This is a genomic window from Acidihalobacter sp. (genome assembly GCF_037381185.1).
In the GTDB taxonomy this organism is placed as follows: Bacteria; Pseudomonadota; Gammaproteobacteria; order DSM-5130; family Acidihalobacteraceae; genus Acidihalobacter_A.
Genome location: NZ_JARRQY010000026.1, coordinates 1 through 24,709, shown reverse-complemented (window position 1 = coordinate 24,709; position 24,709 = coordinate 1). Strand labels below are relative to the sequence as shown.

Below are 24,709 nucleotides of genomic sequence, written 5' to 3'. Positions count from 1 at the left end.
CGAGGCTACGGCTTCAGCGCCGCCCGACCCGTTCCCGCGGAATGAGCCCGGCGATACTGCCAGCCGCCCCTCTGTCCTCGAACCTGAGAGATTAGGCGCACGCAGCCATCGAAAATGGGCTCCCCCCATCGATGCCCAGGCCCGCGCCATCCCCTTCGGTGGGCCGCTCGTCCAATGCGGCGGCCGCTCTCCAGAGCCGATAGCGATCACGGTCACCCGTGATCGTAGGCCGCCATGTCCTTTTGCCTGAGCGTTTCCGGACGGTTTGCGCCTTCGGCGACCCGCAACAGGCGGGTTCTCTCCAGGGCGGCCATTCAATCGTGCTGCAACTATAGCGGGGTCCGGCCACGATGTGAACGATATTCGCCCCCGCCCGGGAGCACGGAAACCCAAGGATGCGCTGATTAAATGAGCGAGCGTGATGCGTTGCAAGGCGCCCGCAGCGCAGCGAGTGAGACATATCAAGTGGATAGGCGAAGGAGCGAACAGCGAGCAACGTAGCAGATCGCCCGCCTAGCCATCTAATCCGCGTGTCCCTAAGCCATTTGCCGGACAGGGCACTAGACTCAGCGCAAAAGACGGGCGATCACGACACGAAAAGGGGGAGACGATGAACGCAAGAATGATCCTGCCGGCGCTGCTGCTGGCAGCCGCGACAGCGCCAGCGCTGGCCTCCGGACCGAGCGTCAGCGGAGCCTGGATACGCGCCGTACCGGCAGGCGCCGACACCACCGCCGGCTATATGCGCCTGCACAATCCTTCCGACCGGCCGCTTGCCCTGATCGGCGCTTCCAGCCCCGCTTTCGGGCTGGTCGAGTTGCGCAAGAGCGTGTTCTCGAACGGCGCCGGGCGGGTCATCCCGCAGGCACGCGTGGTGGTCCCGGCACACGGCCGGCTGGACTTCGCCCCCGGCGGCTACCACCTCATACTGCAACAGCCCGGACACGCGCTGCACGCCGGGGACGACGTCGCGGTCACGCTGCGCTTCTACGGCGGCCGAACACTGCGCACGACCTTCCGGGTACGCCCGGCGCCGGGCCGGGAGCCCATGCCGCGAGCGCCGGCGCCCTGATCCGTCAGGACCCTTTGTGTTTGGCGATGCGCGCCTCGACTGCCTTGAGGGCCGCCAGCAACTGCGCATCGTCGCTGTGGCGCAGCTTGCTGGCGCTGAGGCCATGCATCGCATCGGGCCGCAGCATGATCGCCTTCTCGCTCAGCGCGACCTTCTGCGTCGGTGCGATACCCTTGTGCCAGATGGTATGACCGTCCGGGGTAAGCCATTCACGCACCGCGATCAGCAGCGCCGAACCGTTCGAGAGCGTGAACTGGCGCAAAACGGTCCCGGTGCCGAAGCTGCGCTCGCCGATCAGCGGCGCGCCGACATTGTCCTTGAGCGCACCGGCGACGATCTCGGCCGCACTGGCAGTCCCGCCGTTGATCAACACCGCCAGCGGCAGGTCGAACTTCGGCACGTCGGTGCGCACCGGAATCGGCTTGATCTGCCCGGCGACGTTCTTCTCCAGCAGTACGTTGCCCTTGCGCACTAACAGACTGGTCACGTCGATCGCCTGATCGAGCAGACCGCCGGGATCGTTGCGCAGGTCGAGCACCACGCCCTTCGCCCCGGCGCGGCGCGCCTCGCCCAGCGCCTTGTCCAGGCCCGCGGCAGTGCCGTCGCTGAAACTGGCGATGCGGATATCCGCAACCCGTGTGCCCGGCAGCATGTGCCAGCTGACGCTGTGCACCGGGATGTCCGCCCGCACCAGGGTCACACTACGCTTGTCGCTGGAAGTAGGCGCCTGCAACAGCAGGGTGACCTTGCTGCCTGCCGGCCCGCGGATGCGTTCGACCACCGCGCTCAGCGACTCGCCCACCACCGACTTGCCGTCGACCTTGAGAATGAGATCCCCGGGCTTGAGGTGCGCACGCTGCGCGGGCGTGCCGTCGATAGGCGTGACAATGATCACATGTGCGCCCTTGAGCCGCACTTCCGCGCCGATGCCGGCGAAATGCCCGGAAATGGCGGCATTGGCCATGCGCACCTCGCGCGGCGTCAGAAAAGTGCTGTGGCCGGTATCCCCCAGCGAATCGACCATGCCGCTGATAGCCGCGTAGGTCATGCGCTGAGGCTTGATCGCCGGCCGGTCGACGTAGTGCGCGTCGATCAGGTTCCAGGCCTGCGCCATGAGTTTGAAATCGCCGATCGCCGCAGTCGGCACCATCGCCCCGGGGATGATTCCGGCGAGGTAGGTACGGTCGGCAACGATGCCCAGAGCCATACCGAACAGCAGAATGATCAACGCTCGCACCGGTCGCGGCGAAGGTCGCCCCAAAACAGTCTTCTTAGTCATCTATCGCTATCGTCCCAAACGCGGCCTGTCCCGTGAAGGCCGCGTTAAGAGCTTATCAAAAGCACGCGTGTTGCGGCGCATGCGCCGCCCCCATCGGATCAAGCCGCTCTCACGGCCAAATACCGCGCTCGAGGGTGACCCGCGCCAGGCGCTCTATCGCCACCGCCAGCGCAGCCACGCGCAGATCGGCCTCCGGCATCCCGCCCTGCAGCCGCCGCCAGCGTTCGACCACGACGTCCACCGCCTGGTTCATCTTGCGGCGCAGCTTGGCGTTGACGGTTTCCAGGTCCCACTGTTCGTTCTGCGTATTCTGAACCCACTCGAAGTAACTCACCGTCACGCCGCCGGCGTTGACCAGAATATCCGGCAACACTATCACGCCACGCGTTCTCAGCAACTCGTCCGCCGCCGGCGTCAGCGGCCCGTTGGCCGCTTCGGCTATGAGACGCGCACGCACGCTGTCGGCGTTGTCACGGCGGATCTGCTGTCCGCCTGCGGCGGGAACCAGGATGTCGCATTCCAGCGCCAGCAGATCGGCGTTGGTCAGACTGCGCGTGTCCGGCAATCCGACCACGGTGCCGTGCTCGGCCTTATAGGCCGCGACCACGTCGGGATCGAGGCCGTCCTCGCGCAGGATCGCGCCCTGCGAATCGCTGACGGCGACGATGCGCGCGCCCGCCTGATGAAACAACGCCGCCACACCGCCGCCCACCTGGCCGAAGCCCTGTACGGCGACGGTCGCGCCCTGCACCGAGGTCAATCCCGGCAGGGGCTCGAGTTCGAGGAAACGCTCCACGGCGAACAGACAGCCGCGGCTGGTCGCCTCGCGGCGTCCCAGCGAACCGCCCAGGTCGAGCGGCTTTCCGGTCACCACCGGCCGGTTGTTGCGCCCGGGATGCAGCACGTCGTAGGTATCGTAGACCCAGGCCATGGTCCGCTCGTCGGTATACATGTCGGGGGCCGGGATGTCGGTGTGCGGGCCGATGTTCTCGCCCAGTTCGGTGATGTAGCGCCGCGTGATGTGGCGCAGTTCGGCCTCGCCCAGCGTCTTCGCGTCGCAGACCACTCCGCCCTTGGCGCCGCCGAAGGGCACCCGCACCAGGGTGCACTTCCAGGTCATGAGCGCGGCCAGCGCACTCACTTCCTCCAGCGTCACCTCCGGATGAAAGCGTATGCCGCCCTTGCCGGGCCCCTGGGTGCGGCTGTGCAGCACGCGATAGCCGCGAAAGCTGCGCACCGAACCGTCCTCCATCTCCACCGGGAAGGTCACGGTGACGGTGCGCCGCGGCAGGCGCAGATGGTCGATCAGGCCGCGCTGCAGATAATCGAGGGTGGAGACCGCCCGGTCGACCTGCGCACGCAGGATGTGCAGCGGATCGAGATCTTCGGCCTCGACCGTTTCGGAAACGCCGCCGGATTCGCTCATGCAGTGCCCTCGTTCCGTTGCCCGGGGCACTAGTGTACTACCGTCGCGAAACTACTCGACGGGTTCCAGGGCCTCGTATTCGGCGTCGCTGAACAGACGCGAGCGGGTCAGGAAGCGCTTGCCTTCCGGGCCTTCCAGGGAAAACATGCCGCCGCGCCCCGGCACCACGTCGATGATGAGCTGCGTATGCTTCCAGTACTCGAACTGCGAGGCGCTGATATAGAACGGCATGCCGCCGATACGCCCGAGCAGGCGGTCCTGCTCGCCCACCATCAGCTCGCCCTGCGGATAGCACATCGGCGCACTGCCGTCGCAACATCCGCCGGACTGGTGGAACATCAGCGCTCCGTGCTTGGCGCGCAGCGTTTCGATCAGATCCAGCGTCTCCTGCGTCGCCGTCACCCGCGGCATGGCAGCGCTCTTCTCCTCCTCGTCCATGAAACTCCTCCTGCCGATGCATGGGGGGCGCCGCGGCATGATCACCGCGACGCCCATTGGCATCAGGCATTCATGTCGAGCACCACCCGGCCCTCGATCTGACCATCATGCATACGCCGGAAGATATCATTGATATTGCTCAGGCTCTGCGGTTCGACCGTGGCCGCCACCTTGCCGGCACCGGCGAAATCGAGCGACTCCTGCAGGTCCAGCCGCGTGCCCACGATGGATCCGCGAACGGTGATTCCGTTTAGCACCATATCGAATATCGGCAGCGGGAAACTGCCCGGAGGCAGGCCGTTGAGCGAAACCGTGCCGCCGCGCCGAACCATGCCGAGCGCCTGTTCGAAGGCCTTGGGCGATACCGCGGTGACCAGCACCCCGTGCACGCCACCGAGTTCCTTCTTCAGGAATGCGGCCGGATCGGTGTTCCTGGCATTGACGGTGACCGCCGCCCCGAGACGCCGGGCGAACTCCAGCTTGGCGTCGTCGATATCGACCGCCGCCACGTTGAAACCCATGGCCTGGGCATACTGCACCGCCATGTGGCCCAGCCCGCCGATGCCGGAGATCGCCACCCAATTGCCGGGTTTGGCTTCGGTCATCTTGAGACCCTTGTAGACGGTCACTCCCGCACACAACACCGGCGCGATGTCGACGAAACCGACGTTGTCGGGCAGGCGCCCCACGTAGTCGGGGTCGGCGATAGCGTATTCCGCGAAGCCTCCGTTGACCGAATAACCGGCGTTCTGCTGCGACTCGCACAGCGTCTCCCAGCCTCCCATGCAGTGCTCGCAATGGCCGCAGGCCGAATACAGCCACGGAACGCCGACCCGATCGCCTTCCTTGACGTGCGTCACGCCCTTGCCCACGCCGGAAACGAAACCGACGCCCTCATGACCGGGAATGAACGGTGGATTGGGCTTGACCGGCCAGTCGCCTTCGGCCGCGTGCAAATCGGTATGGCACACGCCGCAAGCCTCGATCTTGACCTGAATCTCGCCGTCGCCGGGCTCCGGCACCGGCACCTCGTCGATGGTCAGGGGTTTACCGAATTCGCGGACGGTAGCCGCCTTCATCATCTTGGACATCAACATCCTCCTTGCATTGGTCCCCTTCGATCCCCCCAGCACCGGAGCAGGCACCCCGGCCCGCTCCGGCCATGCCTGCTCAGAAAAAGCCCAGCGGAGACTCGCTATAGCTCACCAACAGGTTTTTGGTCTGCTGATAATGGTCGAGCATCATCTTGTGGTTCTCGCGGCCAATGCCGGACTGCTTGTAACCGCCGAAGGCCGCATGCGCGGGGTAGGCGTGGTAGCAGTTGGTCCACACGCGTCCAGCCTTGATCGCGCGTCCGGCGCGGAAGGCGGTGTTAGCGTCGCGCGTCCACACGCCGGCACCGAGGCCGTACAGCGTGTCGTTGGCGATTTCCAGCGCCTCATCCATATCCTTGAAGGTAGTCACGGACACCACCGGCCCGAAGATCTCCTCCTGGAAGATGCGCATCTTGTTGTGGCCCTTGAACACCGTCGGCTTGATGTAAAAGCCGTCCTTGAAGTCGCCGCCGAGTTCGTTGCGCTCGCCGCCGATCAGGCAGTCGGCGCCCTCCTGCTTGCCAAGGTCGAGATAGGAGAGGATCTTCTCCATCTGCTCCTGCGAAGCCTGGGCGCCGATCATGGTGGTCGGATCGAGCGGGTCGCCCTGCTTGACCGCAGCCACCCGTTCGAGCGCGCGTTCCATGAACGCGTCGTAGATGGATTCGTGGATCAGCGCGCGCGAAGGGCAGGTGCACACCTCGCCCTGATTGAGGGCGAACATCGTGAAGCCCTCCAGCGCCTTGTCCAGGAAGCCGTCGTCCCTGTCCATCACGTCAGGGAAGAAAACGTTCGGCGACTTGCCGCCCAGCTCCAGGGTCACCGGAATGATGTTCTGCGCGGCGTACTGCATGATCAGCCGCCCCGTGGTGGTCTCGCCGGTGAACGCGACCTTGGCGATCCGGTTGCTCGAAGCCAGCGGCTTGCCCGCCTCCAGACCGAAGCCGTTGACGATGTTGATCACGCCGGGAGGCAGCAGATCCTCGATCAGCTCCATCATCACCAGGATCGAGGCCGGCGTCTGCTCGGCCGGCTTGAGCACCACACAATTACCCGCGGCCAGCGCCGGCGCGAGCTTCCACACCGCCATCAGGATCGGGAAATTCCAGGGGATGATCTGCCCGACCACGCCCAGCGGCTCCTTGAAGTGGTACGCGTAGGTGTCGTGATCGATCTCGCTGATTCCACCCTCCTCGCTACGCACGCAGCCGGCGAAGTAGCGGAAGTGGTCGATGGCCAGCGGAATGTCCGCAGCCGTGGTCTCGCGGATCGGCTTGCCGTTGTCCCAGGTCTCGGCGGTGGCGAGCAGCTCCAGGTTCTGCTCCATGCGGTCGGCGATGCGGTTGAGAATCACCGCGCGCTCGGCCGGCGAGGTGCGGCCCCAGGCGTCTTTCGCCGCATGGGCGGCATCCAGTGCGCGCTCCACGTCGTCGGCCTTGGAGCGCGGCACTTCGCACAGCACGCGCCCCGTAACCGGTGTGATGTTCTCGAAATACTCGCCACCTTCCGGCGCGGTCCACTTTCCGTTGATGTAATTGCCGTAGCGGGCCTTGAACGGCAGCGCGGCGCCATGTGCCTGGGTATCGATCGCTTGGGTAGACATGGTCGGAACTCCTCCGTTGTGTCGTTATGCGGCACAGCTCGAAAGGCTGTCCGACGATAAGGGCAGATTCCATGCCAGCGGCGCAGACAAAACCGCCCGGGCCGCGACATTCGGCGCCACGACAAGGCCTCCCGGAGTATCCGGCTGGTCGTTTGCAACAGACTCGACTACGCTTGTGCCGATGAGAATGTGATGCATCTGTCGCGTTTTGCGACAGCCCACGTCGCACGTCGCGACAGGAGTAGACATGCGCACAGACCAAACAACCGGCAGACTGGCTGATATCGAGACCGCCCGCCGACAGCTGCTCGAACTGGGAGACGATCCCAGCGGCCAAGTGGCCGACGTCATCGCCCGTTCCTGGCTGCGTTGCGTCGAGCGGCTGGATGCCGGCGCGCAGCCACCGATCGAGGTCGCCGAGCGCCCGGAACTGGAAATACGCCGGGAAGCCCAGGGGCAGCTTCGCCGTGCCGCCGGCCCGGAACTCGATGCGCTTGCCGAACTGGTGTACGACAGCCAGAGCATGGTGCTGCTGGCGGACACCGACGGACTCATCCTCGACGCCGTGGGCAACACCGATTTCGTGCACAAGGCGGCCCGCGTGGCCCTCCAGCCCGGCGCGATGTGGTCCGAAGCGCACCGCGGCACCAACGCCATCGGCACCGCCCTGATCGAACGCCGCGCCGTCGAAGTGCTCGGGCGCGAGCACTACCTCGAATGCAACGGCATCCTCAGCTGCCACGCCGCCCCCATACTGACCACCCGCGGCGAACCCTGCGGCGTCATGGACGTCTCCGGCGACTCGCGGCTGAGCAACCTGCACGCGCTGGGCATGGTGCGCATGGCCATCCAGATCGTCGAACACCGCCTGGCCTGCGACGCTCCGGACGACTGCTGCCTGCTGCGTTTCCATCGGCGCCCGGAGTTGCTCGGCACGCACCGCGAAGCGGTGCTGGTACTGCGCGACGGCAACATCGTCGGAGCCAACCGCGCGGCCCTGCAACTGCTGCAGGCCAATTGGCGCGAACTCCTCGACTCGCCTCCGGAGCGCTGGCTGGAACCGACCGGCAAAATCGCGCAGAGTCTGTTCCATACGCTGGACGGAAGCCTGGTCCATGCGTCTGCACGCGCAGACGCGCCACCACGGCGCCGACGCGTGCAACGGGAAAGACCGGCCCCTGGAGAGGAATTCGTCGCCGACCCGGGCACGGATGAACAGCTGGCGCAGGCCGCAGCCGTGCTCGACGCCGGCATTTCGGTGCTGATCAGCGGCGAGACCGGCGTGGGCAAGGAAGTCTTCGCCCGCCGCCTGCATGCGCGCAGCCGACGATGCGACGGACCGTTCGTGGCAATCAACTGCGCGGCCATGCCCGAAACCCTGATCGAATCCGAGCTGTTCGGCTACGAAGACGGAGCATTCACCGGCGCGCGCCGCAAAGGCATGCCCGGCCGAATCCGCGAGGCCGACGGCGGCGTGCTGTTCCTGGACGAAATCGGCGACATGCCGCTGGCCCTGCAGGCGCGGCTGCTGCGCGTGCTGCAGGAACGCAGCGTCTCGCCGCTGGGTTGCGGCGCTCCCGTCGCGGTGGATTTCGATCTGGTCTGCGCGACCAACCGCGACCTGCAGCAGTTGGTCGCGGCAGAACGCTTTCGCGCAGACCTCTACTACCGTATCCAGGACTTCAAGGTGCAACTGCCGGCGTTACGCGAGCGCATGGATCGCGAACGGCTGATACGGGAGCTATTCGCGCATTTCGACACCGGCCGCCGCCGGCTCGCCCCGGCGACACTGCAACGGCTGTGCGCCTACGCCTGGCCCGGCAATCTGCGCCAGCTCGTCAGTACGCTGCGCACGCTGCTCGCACTCACTCCCCCGGGCCAGACCATAGAATCCGAACAGTTGCCAGCCGAGTTGCAGGCCACCGCCTCGGGCGGCGCGCTGGAAATGCAGACTGCCGACTGTGACCTGCGCACGCTCGGACGCGAAGCGATCGAACGCGCGCTGCAGGCCTCGGACGGCTGCGTCAGCGCCGCGGCGCGGCAGTTGGGAATACACCGCAGCACACTTTATCGTCAGCTCAAGCGCCTGGGACACTGACAGGCCGTTAAAGAGGCCAAAGATCACGCCCTGATTTACACTGCGGAGCAAGCCCACCCTGCAGAACCCTAACCATGTCCGAAAACCCCGCCAACGCCGCCCAAGACACCCGCAGCGTACGCGTCTGGGACCTGCCCAGCCGCCTGTTCCACTGGCTGCTGGTAGCGCTGATCGGCGCGCAGTGGCTCACCGCCAACGGCGACGTCTCATGGATGTGGCTGCACCAATGGGGCGGTTACGCCATTCTCGCCCTGGTCATCTGGCGCCTGCTGTGGGGATTCGCAGGCAGCCCGACCGCCCGTTTCGCCAACTTCCTGCGCGGCCCGCGTGCGGTGACCACCTACGCGCGCGGCCTGTTGCACGAAGAGCATCCGGTGATCATCGGCCACAACCCCCTGGGCGGCTGGAGCGTGGTTCTGATGCTGTTGCTGATCGCCCTGCAAGCGGGAACCGGGCTGTTCTCCAGCGACGACATCCTCACCGAGGGTCCGCTGGCGCATCTCGTCAGCAGCGATTGGGTCGGTTTCCTCACCGCGGTGCACCACATCAGCTTCAACCTGCTACTGGCGCTGGTGGTTCTACACATCGGCGCGGTCTTCCTGCACCTGTTCGTCGGCGAAGACGACCTGGTCACCCCCATGCTCACCGGCCGCAAACGCATTCCAGCCATGCTGGCAGGAGCCGAGCGCCCCTTTGTCGGCAACCTGCGGGCGGTCATTCTTTTCCTATGCGTTGTGGGCTTGCTCTGGGTCGTTCTGCGGCTGTAGGAACCCTTCGAGATAGTGTTTTCACTTTCCCCAGCACGGGATTTTGCAGAGACCCTAGCTGTAGACCGTTCAGTAAAAGCGGATCTTCATCAGGAGTGGCCGTCAGGCGGGAGTCGACCCCGAGCTGCCGGTCGCGTTACTTGGCGTCGATGGCCGATGTATATAGCAAAGCAGTCAGCAACTACTGAAAAGTGTCTAGTAAACTGGTGGCTATTCAATGCGTGAACATTTGGCGAGTTGAGTCTTTATCGGTTTATGAAGGGATGGCAGCCAATTCAATTTGGCGACCAAGAAGACCGCTTGTGGTCAGATCCCGCCTGAGACTCACATCAACCCTTGGGTTCGGTCTGGGAGAGAGGAGGTTAACCGGCCCTTTTCCATCGGGCAGTGACCAGGTGAACCTTGATATACGTCAATAGCACGCGCTCTGGGATGTCTATGTTTGTATTCAGCCGACGCGCAATGCAGCAGATGTTGGACGAGATTGCGCCATGGATGCCAGAAAAGCCGTTTACGGAACTGCTGCGTAGGTTAAATGCCTCTTATACCAATCGGCTGCCACAAATGTGGGAGTTGGTCTGGCTCTATGCACTAGGATCAGTCCTGCCGGTCGAGCACGAGCATCCACTTCCAAATGGAAAACCAGATGTATGGTTCTCAGTTACAGACGAAGAAAGGGTTGTTCCCGTGGTTGCAGACATCACGACCCTTTCGGATGCCACACTGCACAAAGCCAACCCATTTGAACAGCTATCCGATGCAGTGCATGAGCAGGCTCGCAAGGCAGGTATGCAGGGAGGCGGATTTCATATCTCCGTCTCACACAGAGAAGCGGGCGCCAGTGGTGCGGGAAAGGTGCAGCTCCAGATACCGACTGGCCCAGAGTTCGAGCGGCTTGTTAAGCGGCATATCAAACCATTCGCGCGTCGAGTAGCCGCAGAACCAACGGACCCACACAAGCTAGAAGTGGATGAAGTTGGCGCTAGATTTGTTGTCGAATACAAAGGGCCGAGTCAGTATTCGGGCGGTTCATGTCGATCGTACGACAACGTTTTGAGTCTAAAGAACAATGCCTTGTTCAATCGGCTTAACGACAAGACCCGGCAGCTGCGAGGTGCCCCTGAAGGCGCTATCCGCATGCTTGTAGTCTGCGATGGTGATTGCGCGTTACTGAGTCACCCCTCCTCATTAGAGGGATTCAATGCTCAACAAGTTGCCGAGCACTTCCTTCGAGGAAGTCAGACGATAGATCTCGTCTTGCTAGTGACCGTCGTCGAGGAGAGCGTGTCAGCTTTTGGTCGACGTAGTCACCGTTATATGAGTTGCGAGTTGGTTGCTGCACCGCCGGGCCGTCGGCCGGCACACATGAACGCAGGTGTTGTCGCCGCAGTGAGACGTGTTCTGGACGATGCCGTCATGAAGTTACCCGAGCCGCTGATGATGCCCAACAACGCTCTGCGACGGAACTTAGATTCGGAATGGAGTGCCAGTATGGAAGGGGGATATGAACAGCGCGGGGATCGGATCAAAGTATCAGCGCGCGCCGTGCTTGAATTGCTGGCTGGCGCTATGACCTATGAGCGATTCGCTGATGTTCATGGATGGACCGAGGATAGATCTGATCTGCTCCGTTCGTGCCTCGCCTCGGGCCAACTCTTCAGGAAGGTTAGAATCGAGCACTTGGGGCCAGGCCAGGACGATGATTGGCTGGTGTTTGAATTCGGGCCGCCTGATCCAGCGATTAGCACATTTCGGATGCCGTAGCGGTCGGATGGCTTGGCCTGCGTTCCCATCATAACGTGACTAAAAGCCCTGGCATATCTATTCATCGATGATGAAGTGGCACCGGCTGCATGCGGCCCTGAACGGTCTGACGTTTAGAGCACAGCAACGGCGGATGCACAGCGCAAAGCAGTCGCTTGTATCGCTGATGTGATCACGGAAACGTTCTGGTCAGTCTTGTTCATGCGCACAGGACGCAGCCTCCTATTTGGTTTCACCCACTGCCCGCAAATAATCTACGACATCAGGTAGGACAAGGTCAGAGCGCATGTAGGCTTGCGCATGATTAAGACCAGGGATGGAGGTGAATACCGCATTCGGCATGTCCGCGACACACGCTTCAACTTTGGGGCACCGCGGATCGCCTGCTCCCGCGTACAGGAAACACGGCATCATCATGCCTGGAACGATCTCTTCAAGTGAGTCTCGATCGTGCATGGCAGCCGCAAGGGCCTGAAGATCATTACCGAGTATCCAGTCTCTGATCTCCGGCGTGACGCGGACGCCCACATATCCTTCCATAGCCGCAATGAAAGCGTCCGGGTCTGTGCCGTCAACATCATGAAAAACTTCCGCGCTTTCGGCATACGGATGGGCGCCGCCGAGGATAAGCGATTGCACACGATTGGCTGCGTGTTTTGCCATTCCGAACCCGATCCAGCCACCCATCGAATAGCCCCAGTAATGCGCGCTCTGAATACTAAGATCGTCCAACACCGCGGCAACATCGCTCACGCGCAATGGCAACGCATACGAAGCCGCGTCGTGCGGTTTATCGCTGGAACCGTGTCCACGGGCATCAATCAGGACGAGCTGGTAGCGATCCTTGAGAAAATCAACGCATCCGTTTTGATACCACGCCTCGATACTTGAGGCGCTTCCATGTTGAAGGACAAGCGGTGGGCCTTCGCCCTCTACCTCATAATGAATATGTAGACCTTGGTTGCTCGCATATGGCACTGGCAAACCTCAATGTGGCTATTCATTTTATCGGCTGCCGAGCATCCGACTTCAGCGAAGACAAAAAGGATACGCAACACACAGCAACAGGTCTCGTCTTTTGCCTCACCCCGTGCATCCGCCAGCTGGGGAGGATCAGTTTCTGCTTTCCAATAGTTCCGTAGGCTGGGGTGAGTACATCGAACCCCAACCTACGTCTCGACACACGAATGCACAGCCGGATCATTCACTTTTTTGAGCGCGACTTGCGGTACAGAGATTCAGTTCTGGGCGGATTGGCACCGTCCACCTCCGCGCTCTCACCCCCTCCTACCGCTGATACTTGACGAAGGGCGTCAGTCGGCCGATGCGGTCATATAGTCTGCGCGCTGTTTCGTTGAAATCCTGCGTCATCCAATACACCGATGGTGTGCCATTGGCATCCGCGGCAACGTAGACGGCTTCGATCAATGCACGTCCGACGCCTGTTCCGCGTACCGACGGATCGACATAGAGGTCCTGTAGATAGCAGACATCTTCCAGGCGCCAGTTATGGGCGTGATAGATGATGTGGACCAACCCGACGAGACGCCCCTCGTATTCGGCCACGAAGGCGCATTGTTGAGGCCTGTTCGGGTCGAGGAGCCGGGCGAAGGTACTCTGGTAAACCTCTTCGCTCACAGCGCTTTCGTAGAAATCCAGATACGCCGTCCAAAGCGTTCGCCATTCGGCTTCGTCGCCCTCGCGCAGGGGGCGGACTTGAAGAGTCATAAGTGGCACCCTTGATGATTATATTTTCCAGAAAACTCAACAGTCTTTCGCCGACCGCACCCCATGCCACACCGGCAGTTCCAGATCCTCCGGTTCCTCAACGGGTCCGCCGGTGCGGGATTTGTAGGCACCCTCCTCGACCGTGAGTCTGATCAATGCCGTGGCCTTGCGTTCGGTCGTGTTGGGCGGGCGTACCTGCTCCCAGCGCCCCGGCTCCAGCTGCTCGATGATGGCCTTGAAGGCTTCATCGAAGTCCCGCGGGTCGGACACCCGCTCGCCGCGACAATAAAGCACCGCCGATTCGTAGTTCGCACTGTGATGATAGGCGGATTTGGCCAGCACCCACTCCTGGCAGTCGGCGAAGGACAGGCACACCAGGCAGCCGGTTTCCAGGAGACGGGCCAGCCGCCCCTTGTTCAGGGTGTGCACATAGAGATGGTCGTCATGACGCCAGACGGTGATCGGAATGCTGCGCGGCTCGCCGTTTTCGACGAAGGCGAGATGGCCGGTCTTCAGGCGGTCGACCAGCGCATAGGAGCTCGCCCGCTCGTAGCTGGCGCGATTCTCTTTCCTGACCTTGCTGCGTGAAGTGCAGGGGAATACGTCTGATTCGACCATGTTCTGCTCCGGCTATCTCGAATGTACTTGTGGACCGCATGCCGCCATTCCAGAATACCCACAACTGGATGCATAAAAAGATCCACTTTGCAACTTTCAATGGGACCAATTCGGGCATTTCGACAATGATCTCGGACATACAGCTCGATCGCAGCCGGCCACTGCAAACCCAGCTCTACGAGCAGTTGGCCGAGCGCATCCTGTCGGGACGCTACCGCGCCGGACAGCGCCTGCCGTCGGGCCGCGAATGCGCCACTCGCTGGGGCGTAAGCCGCAATACCGTGAACGCGGTGTTCGACCAGCTGCGCGCCGAAGGGCTGCTGCTCAGCCGACGCGGCGCGGGCTGGTACGTACACCACGACCTGCCCTCCATACCCCGCTCCCCCGAGCCGCCTCGAGTCGCCGGCGACCCCACGCCGATACCCAGGCTGTCACGCTACGGACGACGCCTACAGGAACTCGGCGGCGCCGAGCGCAGCAATACCAGCCTGCCGCTGACGCCGGGCATAGCCGATCTGACGGCGTTTCCCGTAAGGACCTGGAACCGTATACGCCATCACTACGAAAGCCGGCGCCAGGCGCTCGGCTTTGAGAGCTACCAGGGCCTGCCGCTGCTGCGCGAAGCGCTGGCCGACTACCTGCGCAGCAGCCGCGGACTGCGCTGTACGCCGGAACAGATCCTGATCACGCACGGCGCCCAGCAGGCCATCGCGCTGATCGCACAGGTGCTGCTCGACCCGGACGAGAGCGTGCTGATGGAGAATCCCGGCTACGGCGGTGCGCGCCGCGCCTTCGCCGGCGTCAGTGCGCGCATACGGCCCGTGCAGGTCGGCCCTCAGGGTCTGGCGCCCGAACGCCTGCCGGAAACGCCGGACGCGCGCCTGCTCTACTGCACGCCCACCCATCAATACCCGCTGGGCGGCATCGTGCCGACCGCACAGCGCCTGCAGCTGCTGGAATGGGCCAGGCGCAACAGCGCGTGGATCGTCGAGGACGACTACGACAGCGAGTTCCATTTCTATCAGAAGCCGATTCCGGCCATGCAGGGCCTGGTCGACAACGCGCCGGTGATCTACGTGGGCAGCTTCTCCAAGACCCTGTTCCCCGCGCTGCGGCTGGGCTATCTGGTCGCCCCCGAACCGTTGCTTGACGTATTGGTCGCCGGCAAGTGCTTCATGAGCGGAGAAAGCCCCCAGCTCCCGCAATACGTGGCCGCCGAGTTCGTGGCGCAGGGTTTCTTCGCCCGCCATCTGCGGCGCATGCGCCAGATCTATCGGGAAAAATGGGAACTGTGCATGGCACTCTGGCGGCAGGAACTGGACGGCCGGCTGGAACCGGTGGCGCAGAGCGCCGGCATGCATCTGGTGTTCCGCGGCGAATGCGAGGACGAGACAATCTGCAACGGCATGCGCTCGGCGGGCTACGGCTCCACGCCGCTGTCAGGGTACTACTGCACCGAGCGTTCGGAGACGGGTTTCGTGGTCGGCTACGCCAATGCCCGGCCGGCGGAGATCGTCAGCGGCATGCATACGCTAGCGAGGCAGATCGGCGCGCGCTGACGCCAACGCACTCAGCCGAGATAACGGTCCTTCAGCCGCACATAGTGCGCGGCGGAATAGCGCAGGCGTTCGATTTCCTCGGCGTCCAGGCGTCTGGCGCAACGCGCCGGATTGCCCAGCCACAGCTCGCCCTCGCCCACCGTCTTGCCCGGCGGCACCAGCGTTCCGGCGCCAATCAGCGCGTTCGGCCCGATCACGGCACCGTCGAGCACGGTGGCGTGCATGCCGATCAGGCAGGCGTCGCCCAAGGTGCAGGCATGCACCACGGCCGCATGGCCAATGGTGACGTCAGCGCCGATCAGACACGGCAGACCGCCGGGCGAATAGGGGCCATCGTGCGTCACATGCACCACGGCGCCGTCCTGGATATTGCTGCGCGCGCCGACGCGAATGTAATGCACATCGCCGCGCAGCACCGCGCCGGGCCACACCGATGCGTCGTCACCCAGTTCGACGTCGCCGATCACGCTGGCGGCCGGATCGACGTAGACCCGCTCGCCGAGCCGTGGCGTGTATTCGCCAAATGCACGCACCGCACACATCACTCATCGCTCCTCTGGATACGCGCGGGGCGGGTTCGCCCCGCGCTTCTGTGCTCAACGATCCTTGAACGCCTTGTGGCAGGCCTTGCAGGTCTGTGCGGTCTGGCCGAACTGGAAGCGGATCTTGCCCATGTCTTCGCTACGCGCGACCTCCACCAGCTTCGCGCTCTCGGTCTCCAGCGCCTTGGCTTTGTCGCTGAACTGGGCCGGCTTGTTCCAGATATCCGCACGTGCCTTGGTGTCGCCGACATCGGAGCCTTTCGGGAACGCTTCCCAAGGCATGCGGCTCAATTCATCCAGCCATTGCGCGTAGCGTACGAACGCCGCCTTGTCGTAAGCCACCGTCCCCTTCACCATGGCCGCCATCCGGCCCAGATTCCACTTCTGAGCCTCCATGACCGCCTTACGGTAGGCAATCGCATCGTCGATCTTGTCCGCCGCCGCGAACGCCGGCGCCAACACCAGCGCCACCGCCAACCCACCTCTCAACAGCTTCTTTTTCATCGCGAATCCCCCTTCGCCGGTTTGCCCAAACAGAAGTGTACTGCATGGCTTCTGCACGCGTGCCCGGGCACCGCAAATAAGGTTCGCCAGGACGTCCGGGCAGGCGCATAATCGCGCCGCCACACTGACGTGGCCAGCCGAACACACTCCGTTGTCCACTCTCAATGCGTACCTGGAAATCTCAGATGCCCTGTGCGGGGCCGGCTGGATATCGCTGCAGCACTTTCTCGAGCCAAAATTGGTCGAGGCCTTGCATGCCGAGCTGCTCGCCCACATGCGAAGTGATGCGCTGACGCCTGCGCTGATCGGACGCGGCCCCCGGCAACAGCTTCGCGAGGATATTCGCGGCGACCGCACACGCTGGCTGACTGGCGCTGGGGAGGCCCAACGGCTGCTGTTCGAACACCTCAAAACCCTGCGCACGACGCTCAACCGCACTCTGTTCATCGGCCTGGAGGACTTCGAGGCGCACTACGCGCTGTACCCGCCGGGCGCGCGCTATCAGCGTCACATCGACAGCTTCCGCGGCGACAATCTGCGTCGCGTCAGCCTGGTGCTCTACCTTAATCCGCATTGGCGCCGGCACGATGGCGGGCTGCTGCGGCTGTACACGCCAAAGGGTGCGTTAATCGAGGAAGTCATGCCCGAGGCCGGTCGCGCCGTGTGCTTTCTCAGCGAGGAATTCCCCCACGAGGTCACCCAGACGCGCCGACCTCGCGCGAGCATTGCCTGCTGGTTCAGGATTCGCCCGGTCGAGGCGCTGTGAGCGCAGCCGCCGTGTCAGCGGCGCGAAGCGCTGCGGATCGCCATCACCGCCTGATTGCGTAGCGTCTTGAGCGCTTTCATCGGTGCCTCGTCGACCACGACGCCCGGCGCCAGATCGATATAGAACGCGCCGACCGCCCGATCGTTCACCACCAGGGGCAGAACCAGAAAACAGTCCGCGCGCAGAATCGGGCGCAGCGCTTCCGGCAGATCGTGCTGGCGCTGATCGGGCTGCCCGACAATGTCCTTGCGCGCGCTCAGGCTCACTGAAAACACGTCATGGCCATCCTGCCCGGAATATTCGAACGAGGTACCCGGCAGGGACTCCGGCACGTCGCCGAATGCCATCCGCGCGGTCAGATGACGTCCGCTGCGCGCGGCCAGGAACAGCACGACGCAACGCGCGCCGGTGCCGCGATACATGGTCTCCAGCACCACCTGCAACAAGGCGTTCAGGTCAAAGGATTCGAGCAGATTCGCGGTCACGTCATTGACGCCCTCCAAAAGAACGTCCAGCTTCTGCATGCCGTCCAACGGCGGCGCGGCCTCGACGCGCACATTGGTATCCGGCTCCTGCGGGGACTTCTGTCCGGCCTTGCGGGCCAATCCACGCTGACCGGACAGATTGTCCTCCAGGCGCTTGAGCGCCTTTCGGGCATGCGGCGGCAGACCGGCTCCGGCGAGGAACTCGTGCATCTTCTCGCGCGCTTCACGCAACAGTCTGTCCAGTTGTCTGGCATCCATGCCGAGCGCCACGGAGAAACGCTCGGCAAGGCCGCGCAAGCCGGCCGACAGATCGCCCTGCGCCTCGAATACCGTCTCGCTCAGCTCGTTGGCAAATGCGGAAACGGTCGCCACGGTTCGCTCCGGATCGGAGGGTTTCTGCAAAACGCCCGACCCCAAAGGCTTCAAGGTGCGCACGATATCCGCCGGGAACCCCCATTCGTGGAGCACCGCCTGCCCCAATTTGGCGTAGTCCAGGCCCAGCACTTCATGGGCGGCGACGGACTCCGGAATACGTCGCTGCTCGACTGCGAGGCGGATGTCCGCATACTCTTCGGGAAAATAATAGGCAGTCAGCACCTTGCCCAGGCTGTGCAGCAGACCGCAGATGAAGGTCTGCTCGCCGCCGACTCCGGGCATACGGTCCGCCACCTCCTTGGCGATCATTGCACTGTAGAGCGCGCGCATCAGCGTTTCGGCCAGTTGACCGGCATCGCTGTCGTTGCGCAGATTCTCCAGCAGCATGAGGCTCAGCGCGGCCATGCGCACCTGCTCGAAACCGAGCACGATGATGGCACGCGTCACGGTGTAGATGCTGCCGCCGAACTGGCCGTAGTACGAGGAATTGGCCAGGCGCAGCAGCTTCTGCGTGGTCGCGTAATCCTGCAGCACCGCATTCGCCAGCTGCGCGACGGAGTGGTTCGCCGCATCTCCGGAGAGGCGGTTGATGTCGCGTATGGCATGCGACAGGCCGGGGAAATCCGGTTTGCGTTTGATGCGGCGCATGAGAAAGTCGAGCGCGCCGGAACTTCCGCGCTCGAGCCGCACGTCCAGCAGAGAGACCAGCGCGGTGCGGAACTCGCGCGCATCGGCGTAACGGTCGTCGGGCGTGCGCGCCGTGGCGCGCAGCACGATCTGGTCGTAGCGGACGTCGCCGCCTTCCGACAGGTGCGATGGCGGCGTCACCCTGCCTTCGGTGATTTCCTCGTAGATGTCGTCCACGCTTTCACCCTGTACGGCGCGTTGCCCGGTCAACATTTCGTAGAACAACAAGCCCAGGGCGAAGACGTCCGAACGTGTGCTGAGTTCCGCCCCGAGCAACTGTTCGGGTGATGCGTAACGCAGCGAGCCCCACAAACGATTCTGCTCGCTGATCGCCTCTGCCGTCATGGCAATACCGAAATCCATCACGCGCGCGCGGCCGTCGGGGCCGAGCAGGATATTGGAAGGTTTGAGATCGCGGTGCAGAACGCCGGCAGCGTGCGCAGCACTGACCCCGTCCAGCACTTCCAGCATGATGCGCACGGCCTCCGCCAGCGGCAGCGGCTCCCCGTCGATCCGACGCGCCAGGGTCTGCCCCTCGACGTGCTCGAACACCAGATAGATCCCCTGCCCCTGCTCCAGTTCGCCTGCTTCGAACAAAGGCACCACATTGGGATGCTTCAAACGAGCGACGATGCGCGCCTCACCGAGCAGACGCTCACGCGCCAGCGCATCACCAAGCGCGTCCGCACGCAGCGTCTTGATCGCCACCGTGCGCTCGAGGCTGGGGTCGAAACCCAGATAGACCGCCCCTTGCGCACCGGTGCCCAACACCCCTTGTACCGTGAAACGGCCTATCTTCTGCGGCTCGGTCAAACTCACAATACTCCATTACCCAAGGTCAGCTGGCATTCTTCGCGAACAGGCCCTAGTGTACCGCCCGAGGTGAAAGGCAGTTGCGCCGTCCCACAACTCCAGCCTGCGATAAAGCCTCTCGGACTCAAACCATCCAGACTCGATTGCGCCCCTCCTGCTTGGCGACGTACATGGCCTGATCCGCACGCTTGAGCGCCTCATCGAGACCGCCGTTCGCAATATCGACTGGCGCAACACCGATGCTGATCGTCGGACGCACCGTTTCAGCCCCCTCGGTTTCGACCTGCAGAACCGCAACGCATTCGCGCAGACGCTCGGCGACATCCATGGCGCCTTGCATCTCGAGGCTGGGAAGCAGTATCGCGAACTCCTCACCACCGATACGGCCAAGCAGGTCGAACTCGCGCAGTTCACCGCGCAGAGCACTGGCGATCGAACGCAACGCGACGTCGCCGACGGCGTGCCCGAAACGGTCGTTGATCTGTTTGAAGTCATCGGCGTCGACCACCATGATGCTCACCGTCTGCCCGGTGCGGCTCGCCCGACGCAGTTCCTGCTCCGCATCCAACAGGAAGGAGCGGCGATTGCGGACACCGGTAAGCGGGTCGAGACTGGCCAGGCGCTTGAACTGGCGCACGAGACGCTTCTGCATCGCGATGTCCATCACCCCGACCAACAGTGCCGGTGTGTCGTGGTATTCGAGCCGACTGGCGGCAAGCAGCACCTCCAGCGTCGTGCCGTCGACCCTGTGCAACCGCACCTCGAGGCCGCTGACATGACCATCCTGCACCACGCGCTGCGCGAGCCGTTCACGCTCCTTTGGATCATGATAGAAATCCCGCGCTCGCAACTCCGCGAGTTCCATGCCCTGGGCCCCGAACAACTCCAGCGCGAAATCGTTGGCCCGCAACACCCGGCCGTTGTCGAGGGACGACAGCACCAGCGGCACCGGAGCAGCATCGAACAGACGACGCAAATTCTCATCGCTGTCGCGCAGCAAACGCTCCACATCTTCGCGTTCCTCGATTTCGAGATGCAGCGCGTGGTTGAGGCGGCGTTGCTCGTTCAGGTTGCGGTACTCGAGACGCTGCGCCCGATTGTTAAGCCGTGCGAACACCAAACCCAGGACATTGGCCAGCATCAAAGGCAGCAACGGGATGAACAGCACCTCCGGCGGCGCCCCCATCATTGACGGGAACATAGCGACAAACACCACGCTGAACACCAGCGGCAGGACAAACTGCGCCGGCAGCAGATTCGGCAGAAACAGATAGAACACCAGCACGATGGCCTGGGCACTCATGGTGTGGAAGGAAATTTCGCCACCGTGTATCAGCACCGCGAGCAAAAAAGCGGCGGAGATATATATCTCGAAGGCCAACAGGGCAAGACCCGGCCACAAGGTGTTCGCTGCACCCCGAGTACGCATGACGGCCAATGCCGCCAGGGCCACGACGGGAGCCCCGAGCCGCATTGCAAGCAAAATTGCGAAGGAGGTCCGACCGGCGAAGACCCAGTAATCGTAAGGAAGAGCCGCCGCGAACAGCACGGCGCCGACAAGCAGCGTCAGCCGGGCACGCTGGTAGATCTGGTCGGCCTTCGCCGTACGATAGGCGTTCTCGGCATCTTCATCCCGAAAGAAACCCCAAACGGAAAACAATGCCTCACGCTGCGCGGGCCCACCGTCGCCTGATGCCATCCGCTCGACTCTCCATCGATAACGCCCCCCACACCCACACACCTCCATGCGTAGGCGACATGGAAGGACCGAGGCTCATTTCGAGCAACCGAAGTCCGTTTTTAGCATAAGACACACAAGCGCGGCTCGCGCTACCCGTTCAGGATGAAGTCGTACCTACCGCCTCGCCTCTGCCTCCGCGGTGCACCGCCAGCACCGTCTCGACTTCGACGAGCCGAGCCAACTGCCGCTCCAACACCTCCAGCGCACGGTCTCCGGCCACCCAGACGCCGAGTTGGAAGCGCTCGCGGGTCACGTCGAAATCCGCCTGCAGACGCTGCACGTCGAAACCACGCACGCGCAGCGTGCGCAGTATGCGTTCCAGGCCACCGGCCTGCGGCCGGACGATGATTTGCAGTTCATGGGTCATGATGCTGCCGCCTCCTCGATCATTTCGTGATTGCCGCACCCCGGCGCGACGATGGGCCAGACGTTGTCCTCCCTGGCCACGGGCACATGCACGAGCATGGGGCCCGGCGTATCCAGCAGTGCCTCCAGCACGGCATCGGTCTCATCTATTCCGCTGGCGCGCAGGGCCGGAATACCGAAAGCGCGCGCCACCTCGACGAAGTCCGGGTTGTCGGACAAGTCGACCTCGCTGTAGCGTCCGGCATAGAACAGCTCCTGCTGCTGGCGCACCATGCCCAGGAACTGGTTGTCGAACAGCAGCATCTTGACCGGCAGGTCGTAGCGCTTGAGCGTCGCCAGTTCCTGCACGTTCATGAGAAATGAACCGTCACCGCTGACGTTGATCACCCGCGCCCCCGGATCGGCGAGTTGCGCACCGATCGCCGCCGGCAGCCCAAAGCCCATGGCGCCAAGGCCGCCGCTGGTCAGGTGCTGGCGCGGCTCACGGAAACCGTAGTGCTGCGCCACCCACATCTGGTGCTGACCCACGTCGCAGGCGATGCGCGTGCGCGCATCCGCGGCCTCTGACAAGGCGCGCAACAAGCCATGCGGCGAGATGGCCACACCGGCGCGCGGCAGCGCATGCCCCTCCCGCTCTCGCGCAACTGCGCAGTCCCGGCACCATTCGTCGATCTGCAGCGGCAGCGTAGCCAACGCGTCCAGGGTCGTTGCCATATCACCGAGCAGCGCCACGTCGGCGCCGCGCAGCTTGCCGACTTCGGCCGCATCGGCATCGAGATGGATCACCCGCGCCCGCGGCGCGAAGTGCTCCAGTTGACCGGTCGCGCGATCGTCGAAGCGCGCACCGGCCACCAGCAACAGATCGCAGTCCTGCACGGCACGATTGGCGCCGGGGGCGCCGTGCATTCCCAGCATGCCGAGGTTCGCCGGATCCTGCGGATCGAGCACCCCCAGCCCCTTGAGCGTGCTGACCAGCGGTACGCCGCGGCGCGCGCAAAATGTGCGCAAGGCCTTGACCGCGTCGGCCAACACCACCCCGCCGCCGGCGTAGACCAGCGGTCGGCGCGCTGCCGTGAGCAGTTCGCCGGCCCGCGCCAACGCCGCGGCATCCGGTCTCGTCTTCGGGGATTCCGGCAGAGGCCGGGCCGGGCCGGCGTGCACTTCAGCCAGCAGTACATCCTTGGGTATATCGATCCACACCGGTCCCGGCCGTCCGCTGCGTGCCAGGTGTATGGCCTCGGGCAGCACCTCGGGCAGTTCGGTTGCATCCCGCACCAGATAACTGTGCTTGGTAACGCCGAGCGACAGGCCCAGCACGTCGGTTTCCTGGAAAGCGTCGGTGCCGATCAGGCCACTGGCGACCTGTCCGGTGAGCACCAGCATGGGCACGGAGTCGGCCATGGCGTCGGCCACGCCGGTCAGCAGATTGGTAGCGCCGGGACCGGAGGTGGCGACACACACGCCAAGCCGTCCGCTGGCGCGGGCATAGCCGTTGGCGGCGAACGCCGCGGCCTGTTCGTGGCGGGTGAGAATGTGACGCAGGGGGGAATCGGGCAGCGCGTCGTAGAACGGCATGATGGCGCCGCCGGGATAGCCGAACAGCGTATCAACGCCGTGCCGGCTCAGGGTGTCAGCGAGGTATTGCGCACCGTTCATTGCGTTGTGCTCCTGCAGGTCGGCCGGCGGGGTGTGGACAGCGGGTGGCAAGCGTTCCTACCAGCGGAAGCAGTCGTACTACGGTCATCATGGGTGTATCTCCGAAATATGCATGGCGCAAAAAAGAAGACCCCCGGGCCTTTCGGCGCGGGGGTCTTCGGTGAAATCTCAAATCGTCAGAGAGTTAACGCATAGACCCGCCGCGCCGTGGAGCTACCACGACGTTTACCAGTAGTACTACCAGCAGGGCGGACAAGCGGTTCACGGTTTGATCTGACGACTCTAAGCGAATGATGGGTCGATACTAGCGTGCGGCAGCGCTGGCGTGCAAGCGACTCTACCTCGAGGTCGTCCATCCTCTGTAGCTCGAGCTAGTTTCGAGCGTCGTTCGAGGTTGTTGGTTTTGATCTTGCGTGGTCGAAGGCGACGCACTTTCTGACCGTGGTGGTCTATTTCGGGCGCGACTCGGGATAGTGATTTCCGTTGGCTATCCAGTGAAACCTGTTTCCATTGTTGGCGCTGAAGCTCGTTTCGGGCGCGAATCAGTGTTTCCAGTTTTGATTCCACTTGGGTGACGGGCAGACCTCGAGCGTCCACCCCGTCACGGGGCACCGCAGGCACTTGCCTCTGGCAAAGCCTGCTCGGGCGGCCTCCCTGCCGCCCGACCCCGCGCCGGGGCGCACGCTCAAGGCAAGGCCAAACGGGAACCTAGACGTCAAAACAGAATACACGCCAAACGCTTGGGCTACGTATTCGGCGATCGAAGCGTAGGTTGGGATAAGCGAAGCGCACCCCAACGCGGGCAGTGCAGATCATGTTGGGGTTCGTTGCACTCACCCCAACCTACGGGAGCCGTGTTTTGACGTTCGGTCCCCCTTGATCGCTTGCCTCGGGAACGTGCGCCTGGGCGGGGATGGCCGGCAGGACGCCGGCCAAGCAGCCCTTCGCAGGAGGCGAATGGCTGCGGGCCCCGTTCAGGCGTGCGTTCGCGAGGTTGCCCGGCAGGGACAAGCACAGCACTCTGCACCTGTGCCATTGGCGGCTGCAGCGACTCCAAGCTGTTTCGCCACAAGGCGCGTCGCGCAGGGAAGGCTTGTTGCCTTCACAAGCGACGCAACACCGGGGCGGGACAGCCTGGTGTCGCCCTTCGGGTGGGCTGGTGTGCGCCCATGGCGGCGTTGCGGCGCTTGCCAAGGGCTCGGGCCATTGTCTTCGCGCCGCGCCTTGCCCTGAACGCACACCAGTCCACTGCAGTCGCGAATGGCACAGGTGCAAAGTGCTTTGGGGGTGCGTTTCTTTCGCCGGTTTCTTTGCGCATTTCAAAGAAA

Annotated in this window: 20 protein-coding genes and 2 riboswitches; of the genes, 6 read left to right on the top strand and 14 right to left on the bottom strand. The window is 63.5% G+C overall.

The window, feature by feature from the left end; genetic code table 11:
- Positions 1 to 61: 61 nt before the first annotated feature.
- Positions 62 to 204: riboswitch (glycine riboswitch) on the bottom strand.
- 20 nt (positions 205 to 224) lie between these two features.
- Positions 225 to 315: riboswitch (glycine riboswitch) on the bottom strand.
- Between the two features lie 295 nt (positions 316 to 610).
- Positions 611 to 1,072: a copper chaperone PCu(A)C gene (locus P8014_RS10225; protein WP_337817221.1), complete on the top strand. Its 462-nt coding sequence runs from the start codon at positions 611 to 613 to the stop codon at positions 1,070 to 1,072.
- A 4-nt stretch (positions 1,073 to 1,076) separates the two neighbouring features.
- Here P8014_RS10225 and P8014_RS10220 read toward each other — a convergent pair whose 3' ends face one another.
- From P8014_RS10220 to adh, 5 genes are all read right to left on the bottom strand, one after another.
- Positions 1,077 to 2,351, bottom strand: coding sequence for a S41 family peptidase (locus P8014_RS10220; protein WP_337817220.1), 1,275 nt, complete (start codon positions 2,349 to 2,351; stop codon positions 1,077 to 1,079).
- Positions 2,352 to 2,460: 109 nt separating this feature from the next.
- On the bottom strand, positions 2,461 to 3,777 hold the full coding sequence (locus P8014_RS10215) for a Glu/Leu/Phe/Val dehydrogenase (protein WP_337817219.1): 1,317 nt from the start codon (positions 3,775 to 3,777) through the stop codon (positions 2,461 to 2,463).
- Between the two features lie 51 nt (positions 3,778 to 3,828).
- Positions 3,829 to 4,215 (bottom strand): DUF779 domain-containing protein, encoded by a 387-nt coding sequence (locus P8014_RS10210; RefSeq protein WP_337817218.1) that lies wholly within the window; start codon positions 4,213 to 4,215, stop codon positions 3,829 to 3,831.
- A 62-nt stretch (positions 4,216 to 4,277) separates the two neighbouring features.
- On the bottom strand, positions 4,278 to 5,306 hold the full coding sequence (gene adhP, locus P8014_RS10205; protein WP_337817217.1) for an alcohol dehydrogenase AdhP: 1,029 nt from the start codon (positions 5,304 to 5,306) through the stop codon (positions 4,278 to 4,280).
- A 79-nt stretch (positions 5,307 to 5,385) separates the two neighbouring features.
- Positions 5,386 to 6,912, bottom strand: a complete 1,527-nt coding sequence (gene adh / locus P8014_RS10200) for an aldehyde dehydrogenase (protein WP_337817216.1) — start codon at positions 6,910 to 6,912, stop codon at positions 5,386 to 5,388.
- Positions 6,913 to 7,159: 247 nt separating this feature from the next.
- Here adh and P8014_RS10195 point away from each other — a divergent pair, with 247 nt between their 5' ends.
- The 3 genes from P8014_RS10195 (at position 7,160) to P8014_RS10185 (ending at position 11,541) form a co-directional block, all read left to right on the top strand.
- Positions 7,160 to 9,010, top strand: coding sequence for a sigma-54-dependent Fis family transcriptional regulator (locus tag P8014_RS10195; protein WP_337817215.1), 1,851 nt, complete (start codon positions 7,160 to 7,162; stop codon positions 9,008 to 9,010).
- Between the two features lie 74 nt (positions 9,011 to 9,084).
- Positions 9,085 to 9,777, top strand: a complete 693-nt coding sequence (locus P8014_RS10190) for a cytochrome b/b6 domain-containing protein (RefSeq protein ID WP_337817214.1) — start codon at positions 9,085 to 9,087, stop codon at positions 9,775 to 9,777.
- A gap of 462 nt (positions 9,778 to 10,239) precedes the next feature.
- Complete coding sequence (locus P8014_RS10185; protein ID WP_337817213.1) at positions 10,240 to 11,541, top strand: hypothetical protein; 1,302 nt, start codon at positions 10,240 to 10,242, stop codon at positions 11,539 to 11,541.
- A gap of 222 nt (positions 11,542 to 11,763) precedes the next feature.
- Here P8014_RS10185 and P8014_RS10180 read toward each other — a convergent pair whose 3' ends face one another.
- From P8014_RS10180 to P8014_RS10170, 3 genes are all read right to left on the bottom strand, one after another.
- Positions 11,764 to 12,519, bottom strand: coding sequence for an alpha/beta fold hydrolase (locus tag P8014_RS10180; protein WP_337817212.1), 756 nt, complete (start codon positions 12,517 to 12,519; stop codon positions 11,764 to 11,766).
- A gap of 309 nt (positions 12,520 to 12,828) precedes the next feature.
- On the bottom strand, positions 12,829 to 13,269 hold the full coding sequence (locus P8014_RS10175; protein ID WP_337817211.1) for a GNAT family N-acetyltransferase: 441 nt from the start codon (positions 13,267 to 13,269) through the stop codon (positions 12,829 to 12,831).
- A gap of 36 nt (positions 13,270 to 13,305) precedes the next feature.
- Entirely contained in the window at positions 13,306 to 13,887 is a 582-nt protein-coding gene (locus tag P8014_RS10170) for a pyridoxamine 5'-phosphate oxidase family protein (RefSeq protein ID WP_337817210.1), read from the bottom strand.
- Positions 13,888 to 14,012: 125 nt separating this feature from the next.
- Here P8014_RS10170 and P8014_RS10165 point away from each other — a divergent pair, with 125 nt between their 5' ends.
- The gene (locus P8014_RS10165) at positions 14,013 to 15,446 is read left to right on the top strand and encodes a PLP-dependent aminotransferase family protein (RefSeq protein ID WP_337817209.1); all 1,434 of its coding nucleotides are present in this window, start codon (positions 14,013 to 14,015) and stop codon (positions 15,444 to 15,446) included.
- 11 nt (positions 15,447 to 15,457) lie between these two features.
- Here the strand turns inward: P8014_RS10165 and P8014_RS10160 are convergent, their stop codons facing one another.
- Positions 15,458 to 15,988 (bottom strand): gamma carbonic anhydrase family protein, encoded by a 531-nt coding sequence (locus P8014_RS10160; protein ID WP_337817208.1) that lies wholly within the window; start codon positions 15,986 to 15,988, stop codon positions 15,458 to 15,460.
- Between the two features lie 54 nt (positions 15,989 to 16,042).
- Positions 16,043 to 16,492, bottom strand: coding sequence for a cytochrome c (locus tag P8014_RS10155; RefSeq protein ID WP_337817207.1), 450 nt, complete (start codon positions 16,490 to 16,492; stop codon positions 16,043 to 16,045).
- A gap of 151 nt (positions 16,493 to 16,643) precedes the next feature.
- On the opposite strand from P8014_RS10155, the gene P8014_RS10150 reads away from it, so the two are divergent.
- Positions 16,644 to 17,258, top strand: coding sequence for a 2OG-Fe(II) oxygenase (locus P8014_RS10150; RefSeq protein ID WP_337817206.1), 615 nt, complete (start codon positions 16,644 to 16,646; stop codon positions 17,256 to 17,258).
- Between the two features lie 14 nt (positions 17,259 to 17,272).
- On the opposite strand, the gene P8014_RS10145 is transcribed toward P8014_RS10150, so the two are convergent.
- The 4 genes from P8014_RS10145 to ilvG form a co-directional block, all read right to left on the bottom strand.
- The gene (locus tag P8014_RS10145) at positions 17,273 to 19,624 is read right to left on the bottom strand and encodes an HDOD domain-containing protein (RefSeq protein WP_337817205.1); all 2,352 of its coding nucleotides are present in this window, start codon (positions 19,622 to 19,624) and stop codon (positions 17,273 to 17,275) included.
- 118 nt (positions 19,625 to 19,742) lie between these two features.
- A complete protein-coding gene (locus P8014_RS10140) occupies positions 19,743 to 21,317 on the bottom strand; it encodes a sensor domain-containing diguanylate cyclase (protein ID WP_337817204.1) in 1,575 nt (524 codons plus the stop codon).
- A gap of 139 nt (positions 21,318 to 21,456) precedes the next feature.
- Complete coding sequence (locus tag P8014_RS10135) at positions 21,457 to 21,726, bottom strand: ACT domain-containing protein (RefSeq protein ID WP_337817203.1); 270 nt, start codon at positions 21,724 to 21,726, stop codon at positions 21,457 to 21,459.
- Positions 21,723 to 23,381, bottom strand: coding sequence for an acetolactate synthase 2 catalytic subunit (ilvG, locus tag P8014_RS10130; protein ID WP_337817202.1), 1,659 nt, complete (start codon positions 23,379 to 23,381; stop codon positions 21,723 to 21,725). The genes P8014_RS10135 and ilvG overlap by 4 nt, the downstream gene beginning before the upstream one ends.
- Between the last annotated feature and the right edge of the window lie 1,328 nt (positions 23,382 to 24,709).

What these genes read in the sequence shown, in the direction of transcription:
- P8014_RS10215 (WP_337817219.1), bottom strand. Translation starts at nt 3,777, where the DNA reads ATGAGCGAATCCGGCGGCGTTTCCGAAACGGTCGAGGCCGAAGATCTC.
- P8014_RS10160 (WP_337817208.1), bottom strand. Translation starts at nt 15,988, where the DNA reads ATGTGTGCGGTGCGTGCATTTGGCGAATACACGCCACGGCTCGGCGAG.
- P8014_RS10175 (WP_337817211.1), bottom strand. Translation starts at nt 13,269, where the DNA reads ATGACTCTTCAAGTCCGCCCCCTGCGCGAGGGCGACGAAGCCGAATGG.
- P8014_RS10185 (WP_337817213.1), top strand. Translation starts at nt 10,240, where the DNA reads ATGCAGCAGATGTTGGACGAGATTGCGCCATGGATGCCAGAAAAGCCG.
- P8014_RS10210 (WP_337817218.1), bottom strand. Translation starts at nt 4,215, where the DNA reads ATGGACGAGGAGGAGAAGAGCGCTGCCATGCCGCGGGTGACGGCGACG.
- P8014_RS10225 (WP_337817221.1), top strand. Translation starts at nt 611, where the DNA reads ATGAACGCAAGAATGATCCTGCCGGCGCTGCTGCTGGCAGCCGCGACA.
- P8014_RS10155 (WP_337817207.1), bottom strand. Translation starts at nt 16,492, where the DNA reads ATGAAAAAGAAGCTGTTGAGAGGTGGGTTGGCGGTGGCGCTGGTGTTG.
- P8014_RS10190 (WP_337817214.1), top strand. Translation starts at nt 9,085, where the DNA reads ATGTCCGAAAACCCCGCCAACGCCGCCCAAGACACCCGCAGCGTACGC.
- P8014_RS10170 (WP_337817210.1), bottom strand. Translation starts at nt 13,887, where the DNA reads ATGGTCGAATCAGACGTATTCCCCTGCACTTCACGCAGCAAGGTCAGG.
- adh (WP_337817216.1), bottom strand. Translation starts at nt 6,912, where the DNA reads ATGTCTACCCAAGCGATCGATACCCAGGCACATGGCGCCGCGCTGCCG.
- P8014_RS10140 (WP_337817204.1), bottom strand. Translation starts at nt 21,317, where the DNA reads ATGGCATCAGGCGACGGTGGGCCCGCGCAGCGTGAGGCATTGTTTTCC.
- ilvG (WP_337817202.1), bottom strand. Translation starts at nt 23,381, where the DNA reads ATGAACGGTGCGCAATACCTCGCTGACACCCTGAGCCGGCACGGCGTT.
- P8014_RS10195 (WP_337817215.1), top strand. Translation starts at nt 7,160, where the DNA reads ATGCGCACAGACCAAACAACCGGCAGACTGGCTGATATCGAGACCGCC.
- P8014_RS10135 (WP_337817203.1), bottom strand. Translation starts at nt 21,726, where the DNA reads ATGACCCATGAACTGCAAATCATCGTCCGGCCGCAGGCCGGTGGCCTG.
- P8014_RS10220 (WP_337817220.1), bottom strand. Translation starts at nt 2,351, where the DNA reads ATGACTAAGAAGACTGTTTTGGGGCGACCTTCGCCGCGACCGGTGCGA.
- P8014_RS10165 (WP_337817209.1), top strand. Translation starts at nt 14,013, where the DNA reads ATGATCTCGGACATACAGCTCGATCGCAGCCGGCCACTGCAAACCCAG.
- adhP (WP_337817217.1), bottom strand. Translation starts at nt 5,306, where the DNA reads ATGTCCAAGATGATGAAGGCGGCTACCGTCCGCGAATTCGGTAAACCC.